This is a genomic window from Mesorhizobium sp. M0518, from assembly GCF_040321125.1.
Classification (GTDB): domain Bacteria; phylum Pseudomonadota; class Alphaproteobacteria; order Rhizobiales; family Rhizobiaceae; genus Mesorhizobium.
Window position 1 is genome coordinate 312,063 of record NZ_JAMYQY010000001.1, and the last position, 13,919, is coordinate 325,981.

Below are 13,919 nucleotides of genomic sequence, written 5' to 3' on the forward strand. Positions count from 1 at the left end.
CCCGCGCCGCCGCTTGATCACTGCACGGCCTTGATGGCTTCGACCATGGCCTTCAGCTTGTCGTCCTTGACGTGCTTCTCGTAGACCGGACCCATGGCGTCGATGAAGGGCTGCTTGTCCGGCGTCGTGATCTGCGAACCGGCCGCTTCGACTTTGGCGCGCGATTCCTTGACCTTGGCGGTCCACAGCTCGCGCTGCCTGACGGCGCTCTCCTTGGCGGCCGCCTTGAAGATCGCCTGATCCTCCGGCGTCAGCTTGTCCCAGCTCGACTTCGCCATGACGAAGGCTTCCGGCACCATAGTGTGCTCGTCGAGCGAATAGAACTTGGCGACTTCCGCATGCTTGGCGGTGTCGTAGCTCGGAAAATTGTTTTCCGCGCCGTCAATGACCCCGGTCTCGATCGCCGAATACACCTCGCCATACGGCATCGGCGTCGCGTTGGCGCCGAGTGCCGCCACCATGTCGACGAAGATGTCGGACTGAATGACGCGGAACTTCATGCCGGCCAGATCGGCTAATGAGTTGATCGGTTTCTTCGAATTGTAGAAGGAGCGCGCGCCACTGTCATAAAAGGCGAGCAGCACCAGCCCGACCTGTTCGAACGCCGCCGCGATCTGGTCGCCGACCGCCCCGTCCATGACCTTGTGCATATGGTCTTCCGAGCGGAAGATGTAGGGCAGCGAGGGCACAGTGGTTTCGGGAATGAGCCCGTTGAACGGCGCCATCGAGATGCGGTTGAGGTCGATCACGCCGGTGCGAACCTGCTCGATCGTGTCCTTTTCTTCGCCTAGCTGCGCGGAATGATAGAGCTCGACCGCATAGCGGCCGGCCGTACGCTCCTTTACAAGCTCGCCGAAATATTTGACTGCCTCGACCGTCGGATAGCCGTCCGGGTGGGTGTCGGACGAGCGCAGAACCGTCTGGGCGCTTGCCATTCCGGCCATCAGTGCGGCGGCGAGCAGCGCAGCTCCCGTCAGTCTTGAAAAATGCAACATGGTTTCCTCCCTTTGCATTGCGGGCGAGTTGCCCCTTCAGAGCCGATACGCCTTTTTCGCCAGCGTATAGGTCAGTTCCCGCGCCAGCTCATGCGCCTCGTCCTCGCGCAGCCTGTGCTCGGCGACGAGACGCGCCAGGAACGCGCAGTCGACCCGCCGCGCCACATCGTGACGTGCCGGGATCGATGGAAAGGCGCGGGTATCGTCATTGAAGCCGACGGTGTTGTAGAAGCCGGCCGTCTCGGTGGTCATCTCGCGGAACCGCTGCATGCCTTCCGGGCTGTCGTGGAACCACCAGGCCGGCCCGAGCTTCAGCGCCGGGTAGACACCGGCCAGCGGAGCCAGCTCGCGCGCATAGCTGGTTTCGTCGAGCGTAAAGAGAATGACGGTGAGGTCGCGCTCCAGCCCGACGCAGTCGAGCAGCGGCTTCAGCGCCGTCACATAGTCGGTCCGGGTCGGGATATCGAAGCCCTTGTCGCGGCCGAATTTTTGGAAGATTGCGGGCGAATGGTTGCGCCAGGAGCCGGGATGGATCTGCAGGACCAGCCCATCGTCGAGGCTCATCTTGGCCATCTCGGTCAGCATCTGGGCGCGGAACAGTTTTCGCTCGCGCTCATCGTCGGAACCACGGCGAACCCGATTGAACAGCTCTTGCGCCGCCGCATCCGAAAGATTGGCGGTCTCGGCCGTCGGATGGCCATGATCTGACGAAGTCGCGCCGAAGCTTTTGAAGAAGGCGCGCCGCTGGCGATGCGCGTCGAGATATCCGGCCCAGCTGCCGGTGTCGCAGCCGGTGATCTCGCCGAGCCGATCGAGATTGGGTGAAAACCCCTCGAAATCAGGATCGACGACGGCATCCGGCCGGTAGGCGGTGACCACACGGCCCTGCCAGCCGCTGTCGCGGATCATCTGGTGCCATTTGAGATCGTCGAGCGCGCCTTCCGTGGTCGCGATGACCTCGATGTTGAAACGCTCGAACAGCGCGCGCGGGCGAAAATTCTCCCACTGCAGCAGCGTTGCAATCGTGTCGTAGTGGCGGTCGGCCGTCGCGGCGGTCAGCGGTTCGTCGATGCCGAACAGATCGGCAAGTACCTGGTCGAACCACAGCCGGGTCGGTGTGCCCCGAAACAGATAATAGTGCTCGGCAAAGCGCCGCCAGATCGTCCGGCCGTCGGTTTCGACAGGCGCGCCGTCCAGCGTCGCGACGCCGAGATCCTCGAGGCGGACGCCCTGGCTGAACAGCATGCGGAAGATGTAGTGATCCGGGACGATGAGCAGTTGCGCCGGATCCGGGAATGGCTCGTTCAGCGCATACCAGCGCGGATCGGTGTGGCCATGCGGGCTGACAAGGGGCAGGTCCTTGATCCCGGCATAGAGATCACGGGCAATCGCGCGCGAATGCGCCTCGGCGGGAAACAGCAGATCCGCATGGGTCAGTGTCACGGTCATCCTCCCAAGGCCACTATCGGTAGGGGCGGCAAGAAATAATGTCAACATACAAAAATCCGATTGTTGTATGATGACTTTTCGACCCATTGTGTGGCAGGAAATCGAATGTTACGCCGCTTTGCCGATCCCTGCCGAGGCCACTCATGTCATCCGACCAGACCAGTCGCACCACGACGACCGAACGCCTTTCCACGAAGACGGTGCGCGCGTTGCCGGCTTCGATCGCGACACCTGCGTATGATCGCAGCCGCGTCGTCCCGGGCATCGTGCACCTTGGTGTCGGCGCCTTCCACCGCGCCCATCAGGCAGCCTATGTCGACGATTGCCTGGCGGCAGGCGACGCGGATTGGGGCATAACAGGCGTTTCGCTGCGCAGCACCGACACGCGCGACGCTCTCACGCCGCAGGACGGGCTCTACACGCTGGCGATCAGAAGCAGTGGAACCGAAAGGCTTCAGGTCATCGGTTCGATCGGTGTGATGCTGGTGGCGCCGGAGGATCCCAGGGCGGTGCTAGTCGCGCTGACCGATCCGCGCACCCGCATCGTCACGCTGACGATCACTGAAAAGGCCTATCTGAGGGCGGCAGGCGGCGGGCTGGACACCGCTCATCCCGATATCGCCCATGATCTGGCCAATCCCCGGATGCCGAAGACAGCGCATGGTTTTCTGACCGAGGCGCTTGCCCGGCGACGCGCCGCCGGCACGCCGCCCTTCACTGTCCTGTGTTGCGACAATTTGCCGGCCAACGGCGCCACGCTGCACCGGCTGTTGGTCGAATTCGCCCAGTTGCGAGATGCCGGGCTCGCGCAATCGAGCGATGTCGGAATTGCCGACCACATCGCACAACAAGTCGCGTTTCCCTCCAGCATGGTCGATCGCATCGTGCCCGCAACCACTGACGCCGATCGGGTGCGGATCGCTGAAGAACTCGGCGTCGAGGATGCCTGGCCCGTGATGACCGAGCCGTTTTGTCAGTGGGTGGTCGAAGATAAGTTCCCGACTGGCCGGCCCGCGTGGGAACAATTCGGCGTCACCATGGTTCGCGATGTCGGCCCGTTCGAGGACATGAAGCTCAGGCTGCTCAACGGCTCGCATTCGGCCATCGCCTATCTTGGCCTGCTCAGCGGTCATGCCACCGTCGACCGCGCCTTCGCCGACCCGGCGATCCGGCAATTCGTTGATGCATTGTGGGCCGAAGCCATCCCGACCCTGCCCGAGGATGCCGGATTGGACACGAGCGCCTATACTGCGGAGCTCGCGGAGCGTTTTTCCAACACTGCACTTGCCCATCGCACGGCGCAGATCGCCAATGACGGCAGCCAGAAACTGCCGCAGCGCATCGTCGCCTCCGCCATCGAATGCCTCGAAGCCGGTACTGAATTGGTCCATCTAACCCTGGTGGTGGCTGCCTGGATCGCCGCTTGCGCCGCGCGAGGAAAAACCTTGCCGGCGGGGCATTTCACCGATCCGCTCGACGCGGCGCTGACGGCACTTTTGAGCGAGCAGCTGCCGGCCAACGAAACCGTGACCGCGGTGTTCGACCTGGCCGGCTTCGCTGGGGACCATGCCGAGCGGCAGACGCTGATCGAACTGGTGGCCGTACATCTCGTCCACCTGCGGCGCGATGGTCCGGTTCTGGCCTTCGCCGCCTTGGGCATACAGAGCGAGCAGACCTGAGCTACGGCCTCGCGGTTATGATGTCGGCGGGACAGCGCCCCTAGGCGCGAAGGATCGCGACAGAACGCCCGTCCTGCGCGCTACCAATGGCATGAATTCCAGAGTCTGCGCTCAGGCCTTACGCCGGCAGGATGGCGCCTTCCAGCGTGGTGAGCTGGCTAAGGAACTGTTCCGCCTTGCTGCGAGCCTCGTCGTCCTTGGCATCAGTGGCGTCTTCCTTGGCTTCCTGGATGCGGCGCGCGAGATCGGCGCGGTCGACATCCTTCACCGCGACAGCCGATTCCGCCAGCAGCGTGCAGCCGGCCGGAACGATGTCGGCGAAGCCGCCGAACACCACATAGCGCTCTTCGCCGCCCGCCGCGGTCTTCACCGTGACGACGCCCGGCTTGATCGTGGTCATGACCGGAGCGTGATGCGCCATGACGGTCATCTCGCCTTCGGCGCCGGGAATGACGACGGATTCGACCTGCTCGGAAACGAGCAGACGCTCCGGCGAGACCAGTTCGAACTTGAAAGCTTCAGCCATGATCAATTTAGTGAGTAGGGAATAGGAACTAGGCAGTAGTAAGTGGCCCTAACCGGTCCACATTACGCAGCTGCTATTCCCCACTCACTACTGACTACTCCCTATTCCCTAAATTAAGCCGCTTCAGCCGCGAGGCGCTGTGCCTTCTCGACCGCTTCCTCGATGCCGCCGACCATGTAGAAGGCAGCTTCCGGAAGGTGATCGTAGTCGCCGTTGCAGAGGCCCTTGAAGCCCTTGATGGTGTCGGCGAGGTCGACCAGCTTGCCCGGCGCGCCGGTGAACACTTCGGCGACGAAGAACGGCTGCGACAGGAAGCGCTCGATCTTGCGGGCGCGGGCCACGGTTTGCTTGTCCTCTTCCGACAGCTCGTCCATGCCCAGGATGGCGATGATGTCCTGCAGCGACTTGTAGCGCTGGAGGATCGACTGCACCTGGCGCGCGACGCCATAATGCTCGTCGCCGACGACCAGCGGGTCGAGCATGCGCGAGGTCGAATCCAGCGGATCGACGGCCGGATAGATGCCCTTTTCGGCGATGGCGCGGTTGAGCGTCGTCGTCGCGTCAAGGTGGGCGAACGAGGTCGCCGGCGCCGGATCGGTCAAGTCGTCGGCGGGCACGTAGATGGCCTGCACGGACGTGATCGAGCCCTTGGTGGTGGTGGTGATGCGTTCCTGCAGCGCGCCCATGTCGGTGGCGAGCGTCGGCTGATAGCCCACGGCCGAAGGAATACGGCCAAGCAGAGCCGACACTTCCGAGCCAGCCTGGGTGAAGCGGAAGATGTTGTCGACGAAGAACAGCACGTCCTGGCCCTGGTCGCGGAAATATTCCGCAACCGTCAGGCCGGTCAGGCCGACGCGGGCGCGCGCGCCCGGCGGCTCGTTCATCTGGCCGTAGACGAGTGCCGCCTTGGAGCCTTCGCCGCCGCCCTTCTTGTTGACGCCGGATTCGATGAACTCGTGATAGAGATCGTTGCCTTCGCGGGTGCGCTCGCCGACGCCAGCGAACACCGAGTAACCGCCATGCGCCTTGGCGATGTTGTTGATCAGTTCCTGGATCAGCACGGTCTTGCCGACGCCGGCGCCGCCGAACAGGCCGATCTTGCCGCCCTTGGCGTAGGGCGCCAGCAGGTCGAGCACCTTAATGCCGGTGATCAGGATCTGCGCTTCCGTCGACTGCTCGACATAGGTCGGAGCCGGCTGGTGGATGGAGCGCATTTCGGTCGCGTCGACCGGGCCTTCTTCGTCGACCGGCTCGCCGATGACGTTGATGATGCGGCCGAGCATGCCCGGGCCGACCGGCACGGTGATCGGCGCGCCGGTGTCACGCACTTCCTGGCCGCGAACCAGACCTTCGGTCGAGTCCATGGCGATGCAGCGCACGGTGTTTTCACCCAGGTGCTGGGCGACTTCGAGCACCAGTCGGTTACCGACATTGGTCGTCTCGAGCGCGTTCAGGATCGCCGGCAGGTGATCGCCGAACTGCACGTCGACAACGGCGCCGATGACCTGGCGGACCTTGCCGGCAACGCCGGTTGCCTTGCTGGCCACTGCCGATGTCTTGGCAGCGGCCGCCTTCGCCGGCGCTGCTGCCTTGGCCGGGGCAGCCTTCGCGGCTGCTGCTGGAGCCTTTGCCGCCTTCACGGGGGCTGCGGTTTTCGCGGCTGCGGCCTTGGGGGCTGCCGTCTTGGATGTCGCCTTCTGGGGGGTCGCTGCTTTCGCCATCGTCTTTACCCTTTTTCGTCCTTTGTTTCTCACGCGGTCCGATCGCGGGTCGATGACCCGCGAACCGCGCCTAGAGCGCCTCGGCGCCCGAAATGATTTCGATCAGTTCCTTGGTGATCTGCGCCTGCCGCTGGCGGTTATAGGTGATCGACAGCTTGTTGATCATGTCGCCGGCGTTGCGCGTCGCATTGTCCATGGCGCTCATCTTGGCGCCCATTTCGCCGGCCACATTTTCGAGCAGCGCCCGGAAAACCTGCACGGAGATGTTGCGCGGAATGAGGTCGGAGAGGATTTCGCCCGGCTCCGGTTCATATTCGTAGACGGCGTTGCCGCCATCCGTCGCCTCGGCAGGAGCCGAAGCAACGCCGGCCGGAATGATCTGCTGCGCGGTCGGGATTTGGCTGATCACCGACTTGAACTGCGAATAGAACAGCGTGCAGATGTCGAAGCCGCCCTCATTGAAGAGGTGGATGACCTTCTTGGCGATCGCATCGGCATTGACGAAGCCGAGTGTCTTGACCTCGCGCAGATCGACGCGGTCGATGATCATCGACGCATAGTCGCGGCGCAGGATGTCGAAACCCTTCTTGCCGACGCAGATGATCTTGACCTGCTTGCCGTCCGCCAAAAGCTTGCGGATATGGTCGCGGGCAAGGCGGGCGATCTGCGAATTGAAGCCGCCGCACAGGCCGCGCTCGGCGGTGCAGACGACGAGCAGATGCACGTCATCCTTGCCGGTGCCGGTCATCAGCGCCGGGGCATCGCCGCCGCCGCCGATGGCCTGGGTGATGTTGGCCAGCACGGAACCCATGCGCTCCGAATAGGGGCGCGCCGCTTCCGCAGCCTCTTGCGCACGGCGCAGCTTCGCCGCGGCGACCATCTGCATCGCCTTGGTGATCTTCTGCGTCGCCTTGACCGAGGCGATACGGTTACGAAGGTCTTTTAATGAAGGCATGCTTCAAACCTGATCCCGTCTTGCAATTCGCTCAGGCGAAGGTCTTGGCGAAAGCGTCGATCTCGGCCTTCAGCTTGGCGCGCAGATCGTCCGACAGCGCCTTTTCCTTGCGGATGGCATCGAGGACGTCCTTGCCTGCCGAACGCATGTGGCTGAGCAGGCCATGCTCGAACTTGCCGACCTGGTTGACCGGCAGCTTGTCGAGATAGCCGTTGACGCCGGCGAAGATCACCGCGACCTGCTCTTCCGTCTTCAGCGGCGAGAACTGCGGCTGCTTCAGGAGTTCGGTCAGGCGCGATCCGCGGTTGAGCAGGCGCTGCGTGGCGGCGTCGAGATCGGAGCCGAACTGCGCGAAGGCCGCCATTTCGCGGTACTGCGCGAGCTCGCCCTTGATCGAGCCGGCAACCTGCTTCATCGCCTTGATCTGCGCGGCCGAGCCGACGCGGCTGACCGACAGGCCGACGTTCACCGCAGGACGGATGCCCTGGAAGAACAGGTTGGTTTCGAGGAATATCTGGCCGTCGGTGATCGAGATCACGTTGGTCGGGATGTAGGCCGACACGTCGTTGGCCTGCGTCTCGATGATCGGCAGCGCGGTCAGCGACCCACCGCCCAGATCGTCGTTGAGTTTGGCGGCGCGCTCGAGCAGGCGCGAGTGCAGGTAGAAGACGTCGCCCGGATAGGCTTCGCGGCCCGGCGGGCGGCGCAGCAGCAGCGACATCTGGCGATAGGCGACGGCCTGCTTCGACAGATCGTCATAGCTGATCAGCGCGTGCATGCCATTGTCGCGGAAGTATTCGCCCATGGTGGCGCCGGCGAACGGCGCCAGGAACTGCATCGGTGCCGGATCGGAAGCGGTGGCGGCGACGATGATCGAGTATTCGAGCGCGCCGCGCTCTTCCAGCACCTTGACGAACTGCGCGACGGTCGAGCGCTTCTGGCCGACGGCGACGTAGACGCAGTAGAGCTTTTCCTTCTCGGGGCCGTTGTCGTGCACCGATTTCTGGTTGAGCATCGTGTCGAGGATGATGGCGGTCTTGCCGGTCTGGCGATCGCCGATGACCAGCTCGCGCTGGCCGCGGCCAACCGGGATCAGCGCATCGATGGCCTTGAGGCCCGTCGACATCGGCTCGTTCACCGATTTGCGCGGAATGATGCCGGGCGCCTTGACGTCGACGCGCTTGCGCTCGACTGCCTTGATCGGACCCTTGCCGTCGATCGGATTGCCGAGCGCGTCGACGACGCGGCCGAGCAGGCCGGGGCCGACGGGAACGTCGACGATGGCGCCGGTGCGCTTGACGATGTCGCCTTCCTTGATGTCGCGGTCAGCGCCGAAGATGACGACGCCGACATTGTCGGCTTCGAGGTTGAGCGCCATGCCGCGGATGCCGCCGGGAAACTCGACCATTTCGCCGGCCTGGACATTGTCGAGGCCGTAGACGCGGGCGATACCGTCACCGACGGACAGCACCTGTCCAACTTCGGAGACCTCGGCCTCCTTGCCGAAATTCTTGATCTGGTCTTTCAGAATTGCGGAAATTTCCGCGGCGCGGATGTCCATCAGCCGACCTCTTTCAGTGCAAGCTTGAGCGAATTGAGTTTGGTTTTGAGCGACGTATCGATCTGGCGCGAGCCCATCTTGACCACCAGCCCGCCGAGCAGCGACGGATCGACGGTGACGGAGATGGCCACGTCCTTGCCGGCAACGCTCTTCAGCGCCACCTTGAGTTCGGTCTGCTGGGCCGCCGTCAGCTCATGCGCTGACGTGACTTCAGCAGCGGTCTCACCACGATGTTCAGCTGATATCTGACGGAACGCCCTGATCATGCCGGGAATGGCGAACAGCCGGCGGTTGCGGGCGACGACGCGCAGGAAATTGCCAGTGAGGCCGGCAATCCCGGCCTTGTCGGCGATTGCCGCGATGGCCTTCGCCTGGTCCTCGCTGGAGAACACCGGGCTGTTGATCAGCCGGGTAAGGTCGGCGCTGCCCGCGAGCATGACTTCGAAGCTGTTGAGGTCGGCTTCGACCTTGGCCACGGAATTTGCCTGCAGGGCGAGTTCGAACAGCGAACCCGCATAGCGTTCTGCGACACCTGAGATTGGCGATGACGATTGAGCCACGGACCGTCTTTTCTCTTGTCTGACAGGCCGTAGATTGTTGGCGCGAGCAAAAACTCTGGCTAAATCTTTGACCTTACTGCATTTTTTCGAGCACGGAGGCGCGGCTTCCGCTATCCCCGGCCGAAAGTCGATTGCCGTCTAGCACAGGCATTTTAAGACCGCAATGCGTCGTTCCGCATGGTTTTCAGGCACTATTGTCGCATCCGGCGAAAGTCACCCGTCTTCCATCGCGGAATACCCAACGATTCAAGGCAGAAAGCCGAAGGCAAAGGCGAGCGGTAACGCCGCCAGGATCAATTCCACCACAATGGAAACCCAATTGAAAGGCGTGTTGGCGCCATCCGACATCATCGACAGCAGCCGGCCAAAGGCGGTGAACAACCAGGAAAAGCCGAGCGCCATGTAGATCAGCGGCTGCGCCAGCAGGATGCAGCACAGTCCGACGCCGAGATAGAAGCCCGACATCCTGCCGCGCCCCTCGGCGATCGCCGCAGCCTTCTCTGGCTTGACCTGCAAGCGCAGGGCACGGAAGGCGAGGCCAGGCGCCAGAAAAAACAAAAGGCCGAGCAGCACGGTGACGACGGCGCTCGACCAGGCCAGCCATTCGCCCTGGCTCGTCGGCCATGGAAGCGCAAAATCCATCTTGTCCCCTCGAAATGCCTGTTTTGAAATTCCGGGCATTCTAGCGGAGGAAAAACGCCGCGCCAGATGGCATCAGGCAGTTTAGGACAAACGCATCAACCCAGCGCGAATTCGACCGCCGCCTCGGCATGAATGCGCGTTGTGTCGAAGACCGGGATGTCGAAATCCTGCTGGCCGATGAGCATGGTGATCTCGGTGCAGCCCATGATGACGCTGTCGGCCGCCTCTTCGCGGCGCAGGCGTTCTGTCTCGGCTATATAAGCCGCCTTGGAGATTTCCGTGACGATGCCCCGGCACAATTCCTCGTAGATGACGCGATGGACCATCTCGCGCCCGGCGACATCGGGCACGACAGGGCTCAAGCCAAATTTGTCGGCAAGCCGGCCCTTGTAGAAATCCTGCTCCATGGTGAAGCGCGTTGCCAGCAGCGCCGGGCGCTGCATGCCGGCGCGCTTGACCGCCACCGCGGTGGCATCGGCGATGTGGATCAGCGGAATCGACACCGACGCCTGCACCTGGCCGGCAAGTTTGTGCATGGTGTTGGTGCACAACAACAGGCCATCCGCGCCGCCGGCCTCGAGCTTGCGCGCCGCTTCGACGAGAAGCACGCCGGCGCCGTCCCAGTCGCCATGATGCTGCCGCTCGGCGATCTCGGCGAAGTCGAACGACCACAGAAGCAGTTTCGCTGAATGCAGCCCACCCAGCCGCTCGCGCACGATCTCGTTGAGCAGGCGATAGTAGATGGCGGTGGATTCCCAGCTCATGCCGCCCAGAAGGCCGAGGGTTTTCATATGAGTTTCCACATCTCGCTGGCTTACGGCAACCTATCGCTGAAAGCGCGACCTTACAAAAAGCTCTGCGGGTCGATGTCGACCTGCACCCGAACCGAACCGCGTTGCTTCGGTCCGCTAGCCAGCATGGCCCTGATAAAACCTTGTATGTCGGCGCGCCGTTCGCCCTGGATCAGCAGGCGGAAGCGGTGGCGGCCGCCGAGCAGGGACAGCGGCGCCTCCGCCGGTCCCAGCACGAACAAATCTGTCGCCTCGGGCGCGGCGCGGCGCAGGCCACGTGCATGGCCTTCGGCTTCAGCCCGCGTCACCGCACTAACGATGACGCCTGCGAGCCGGCCGAAGGGCGGCAGTGCGGCCCGTTCGCGCTCGGCGATCTCACGTTCGTAAAACGCCTCGGCGTCGCCCGAGACGATCGCCCGCATCACCGGGTGGTCGGGCTGAAAAGTCTGCAGCAGGCCAAGGCTCTTCTTGCCGGTGCGGCCGGCGCGGCCGGTGACCTGGCTGAGCAGCTGAAATGTGCGCTCGGCGGCGCGCGGATCGCCATTGGCAAGGCCAAGATCGGCATCGACGACGCCGACCAGGGTCATGTTGGGAAAGTTGTGGCCCTTGGCGACGAGCTGCGTGCCGATGACGATGTCGGCCTCGCCATCGGCGATTGCCTCCAGCTCCAGCCGCAGACGCCTTACGCCGCCCATCAGGTCCGACGACAAGACGATGGTGCGCGCGTCGGGAAAATGCGTAACGACCTCTTCGGCAATCCGCTCGACACCTGGCCCGCAGGCGACCAGATGATCGAGCGTGCCGCATTCCGGGCAGGCTTCGGGGCGGCGCTCATTGTGCCCGCAATGATGGCAGACCAGCTGGCCGCGAAAACGATGCTCGACCAGCCAGGCCGAGCAGACCGGGCAGCCGAAGCGATGCCCGCAGACCCGGCACAGCGTCAACGGCGCATAGCCGCGCCGGTTGAGGAACAGCAGCGACTGCTCCTGCCTCTCCAGCGTCTGGCGCATCTGGTCGAGCAGCACCGGCGACAGGAAACCGCCACGCGCCGGCGGCGCGCGCCGCATGTCGACCGCCTTCAGATGCGGAAGCGCCGCCTCGGCGAAGCGAGCGGAAAGCACCGCTCTGTTGTATTTACCTTGGCTGGCATTGACCCGGCTTTCAACCGATGGCGTCGCCGACGCCAGCACGACCGGAAAGCTGCCGATATGGCCGCGCACCACCGCCATATCGCGCGCATTGTAGAAGACGCGGTCCTCCTGCTTGTAGGCAGGGTCGTGCTCCTCGTCGACGACGATCAGGCCAAGCTCCTTGAACGGCAGGAACAGCGCCGAACGCGCACCGGCGACGACCCGCACGCCGCCTTCCGCCACTTGCCGCCAAACCCGCTCGCGCATCCGCGGCGGCAGGTCGGAATGCCATTCACCCGGCTTGGCGCCGAAGCGCTGCTGGAAGCGCTCGAGAAAGGCATGCGTCAGCGCGATTTCCGGCAGCAGGATCAGCACCTGCCTGCCCTGGTCGAGCGCAGCCGCCACCGCTTCGAAATAAACCTCCGTCTTACCTGATCCGGTGACGCCGTCGAGCAGCGCGACGTTGAACACGCCGGCTGCGACATTGGCGCGCAGCATCTGCGCCGCGGCGCTCTGGTCCGGCATCAGTTCCGGTGTGGCGTAGGCGGGATCGGGCGCGGCCACCACCGGGCGCGGCGGGATCATCACGGTCTCGAACACGCCTTGCGCCCTCAGGCCGTCGATCACCGTCGACGACACGCCGGCGGCGTGAGCGAGGCCGGAGCGCGTCCAGGCAAGGCCGCCTTCGGCCGTCTCCAGCACGCGCTGCCTGGCGCTCGTCATCCGGTCGGGTGCGAGAAGCGTGCGCTGCAATCCCTCGATCCACGGTTCGGGGTCGAAAGCCTCCGGCGCCCTGAGCAGCATGCGCGCCACCATGCCCGGCGGCGACAGCGTGTACTGCGCCACCCAGTCGACGAAGCGGCGCATCGCGCGGTCGATCGGCGGGCAGTCGAAAACCTGTTCGATGGGGCGCAGCTTTTTCGCGTCGACCTTCTCGACCGCGCCATCCCAGACGATGCCGGCGACCTGGCGCGGACCGAGCGGCACGCGCACGATCGAGCCCGGCACCACGCGCATGCCGGCCGGCACGGCATAGGTGTAGGGGCGTTCGGCGGGCATCGGCACCAGCACCGGTGCGGCTGCGACAAAGGGCGAATCTTCGATCATGAGGCGTGACCTTGCCCTGACTTTGGTCTAGATCAAAGGCCGACCCCGAATGTGCATGACATGCACATGAAAATCTTCAGGAGACCCGCCATGAAATTTTTTGTCGACACCGCCGACGTCAAGGATATCCGTGAGCTGAACGATCTGGGGCTGCTCGACGGCGTCACCACCAATCCGTCGCTGATCCTCAAATCCGGCGGCAAGATCGCCGAGGTCACCAAAGAGATTTGCGACATCGTCAAGGGTCCGGTCTCGGCTGAAGTCACCGCCACCGAATATTCCGAGATGATGCAGCAGGCCAAGGTTCTGGCCAAGATCGCCGACAATGTCTGCATCAAGGTGCCGCTGACGCTGGACGGGCTCAAGGCCTGCAAGACGATCCGCACCGAGATGAACCGCCTGGTCAACGTCACGCTGTGCTTTTCGGCCAACCAGGCGCTGCTGGCGGCCAAGGCCGGTGCCTCGTTCATCTCGCCCTTCGTCGGCCGCGTCGACGACATCGGCATCGACGGCATGGAGCTGATCCAGGAGATCAGGCAGATCTACGACAATTACGATTTCCAGACCGAGATCCTGGTCGCTTCGGTGCGCACCGTGAACCATGTCAAGCAGGCGGCACTCATCGGCGCCGATGTCGTGACCGCGCCGCCGGCGACCCTGAAGGCACTGGTCAAGCACCCGCTGACCGACAAGGGCCTGGAACAGTTCCTTGCCGACTGGGCAAAAACCGGCCAGAAGATCGGCTGAGAATGGCGATCGGCTAAAGCCAATTCGCTTGTGATGAAAAGGCCGGGCAACCGGCC

The 13,919-nt window shown here is 63.7% G+C and carries 12 protein-coding genes; 2 read left to right on the forward strand and 10 right to left on the reverse strand.

Annotated elements, in window-relative coordinates; genetic code table 11:
* Positions 1-17: 17 nt before the first annotated feature.
* Positions 18-995, reverse strand: coding sequence for a TRAP transporter substrate-binding protein (locus tag NKI66_RS01600; protein WP_352750612.1), 978 nt, complete (start codon positions 993-995; stop codon positions 18-20).
* A 36-nt stretch (positions 996-1,031) separates the two neighbouring features.
* Positions 1,032-2,444: a glucuronate isomerase gene (uxaC, locus tag NKI66_RS01605; protein WP_352750615.1), complete on the reverse strand. Its 1,413-nt coding sequence runs from the start codon at positions 2,442-2,444 to the stop codon at positions 1,032-1,034.
* A gap of 143 nt (positions 2,445-2,587) precedes the next feature.
* Between uxaC and NKI66_RS01610 the strand changes: the two genes are divergently transcribed.
* Positions 2,588-4,123: a mannitol dehydrogenase family protein gene (locus NKI66_RS01610; RefSeq protein WP_352750617.1), complete on the forward strand. Its 1,536-nt coding sequence runs from the start codon at positions 2,588-2,590 to the stop codon at positions 4,121-4,123.
* A 118-nt stretch (positions 4,124-4,241) separates the two neighbouring features.
* Here NKI66_RS01610 and NKI66_RS01615 read toward each other — a convergent pair whose 3' ends face one another.
* From NKI66_RS01615 to NKI66_RS01650, 8 genes are all read right to left on the reverse strand, one after another.
* Positions 4,242-4,649: a F0F1 ATP synthase subunit epsilon gene (locus tag NKI66_RS01615; protein ID WP_013529039.1), complete on the reverse strand. Its 408-nt coding sequence runs from the start codon at positions 4,647-4,649 to the stop codon at positions 4,242-4,244.
* Between the two features lie 113 nt (positions 4,650-4,762).
* On the reverse strand, positions 4,763-6,370 hold the full coding sequence (atpD, locus tag NKI66_RS01620; protein WP_023811758.1) for a F0F1 ATP synthase subunit beta: 1,608 nt from the start codon (positions 6,368-6,370) through the stop codon (positions 4,763-4,765).
* Between the two features lie 70 nt (positions 6,371-6,440).
* Positions 6,441-7,325: a F0F1 ATP synthase subunit gamma gene (locus tag NKI66_RS01625; RefSeq protein ID WP_023811757.1), complete on the reverse strand. Its 885-nt coding sequence runs from the start codon at positions 7,323-7,325 to the stop codon at positions 6,441-6,443.
* Between the two features lie 31 nt (positions 7,326-7,356).
* Positions 7,357-8,886: a F0F1 ATP synthase subunit alpha gene (atpA, locus tag NKI66_RS01630; protein WP_023811756.1), complete on the reverse strand. Its 1,530-nt coding sequence runs from the start codon at positions 8,884-8,886 to the stop codon at positions 7,357-7,359.
* Positions 8,886-9,446, reverse strand: a complete 561-nt coding sequence (locus NKI66_RS01635) for a F0F1 ATP synthase subunit delta (protein ID WP_352750620.1) — start codon at positions 9,444-9,446, stop codon at positions 8,886-8,888. Before NKI66_RS01635 ends, atpA begins: the two co-directional genes overlap by 1 nt.
* 246 nt (positions 9,447-9,692) lie before the next feature.
* Complete coding sequence (locus tag NKI66_RS01640; RefSeq protein WP_352750622.1) at positions 9,693-10,088, reverse strand: AGROH133_08824 family phage infection protein; 396 nt, start codon at positions 10,086-10,088, stop codon at positions 9,693-9,695.
* Between the two features lie 95 nt (positions 10,089-10,183).
* Positions 10,184-10,879: an aspartate/glutamate racemase family protein gene (locus NKI66_RS01645; protein ID WP_352750624.1), complete on the reverse strand. Its 696-nt coding sequence runs from the start codon at positions 10,877-10,879 to the stop codon at positions 10,184-10,186.
* Positions 10,880-10,932: 53 nt separating this feature from the next.
* Positions 10,933-13,116, reverse strand: a complete 2,184-nt coding sequence (locus NKI66_RS01650; protein WP_352750626.1) for a primosomal protein N' — start codon at positions 13,114-13,116, stop codon at positions 10,933-10,935.
* A gap of 90 nt (positions 13,117-13,206) precedes the next feature.
* Here NKI66_RS01650 and fsa point away from each other — a divergent pair, with 90 nt between their 5' ends.
* A complete protein-coding gene (gene fsa, locus NKI66_RS01655) occupies positions 13,207-13,863 on the forward strand; it encodes a fructose-6-phosphate aldolase (protein WP_023811751.1) in 657 nt (218 codons plus the stop codon).
* Positions 13,864-13,919: the final 56 nt, after the last annotated feature.

Bases quoted from the DNA above. Each gene is read 5' to 3' on its own strand.
- NKI66_RS01600 (WP_352750612.1), bottom strand. From the start codon at position 995: ATGTTGCATTTTTCAAGACTGACGGGAGCTGCGCTGCTCGCCGCCGCA.
- uxaC (WP_352750615.1), bottom strand. From the start codon at position 2,444: ATGACCGTGACACTGACCCATGCGGATCTGCTGTTTCCCGCCGAGGCG.
- NKI66_RS01610 (WP_352750617.1), top strand. From the start codon at position 2,588: ATGTCATCCGACCAGACCAGTCGCACCACGACGACCGAACGCCTTTCC.
- NKI66_RS01615 (WP_013529039.1), bottom strand. From the start codon at position 4,649: ATGGCTGAAGCTTTCAAGTTCGAACTGGTCTCGCCGGAGCGTCTGCTC.
- atpD (WP_023811758.1), bottom strand. From the start codon at position 6,370: ATGGCGAAAGCAGCGACCCCCCAGAAGGCGACATCCAAGACGGCAGCC.
- NKI66_RS01625 (WP_023811757.1), bottom strand. From the start codon at position 7,325: ATGCCTTCATTAAAAGACCTTCGTAACCGTATCGCCTCGGTCAAGGCG.
- atpA (WP_023811756.1), bottom strand. From the start codon at position 8,886: ATGGACATCCGCGCCGCGGAAATTTCCGCAATTCTGAAAGACCAGATC.
- NKI66_RS01640 (WP_352750622.1), bottom strand. From the start codon at position 10,088: ATGGATTTTGCGCTTCCATGGCCGACGAGCCAGGGCGAATGGCTGGCC.
- NKI66_RS01645 (WP_352750624.1), bottom strand. From the start codon at position 10,879: ATGAAAACCCTCGGCCTTCTGGGCGGCATGAGCTGGGAATCCACCGCC.
- NKI66_RS01650 (WP_352750626.1), bottom strand. From the start codon at position 13,116: ATGATCGAAGATTCGCCCTTTGTCGCAGCCGCACCGGTGCTGGTGCCG.
- fsa (WP_023811751.1), top strand. From the start codon at position 13,207: ATGAAATTTTTTGTCGACACCGCCGACGTCAAGGATATCCGTGAGCTG.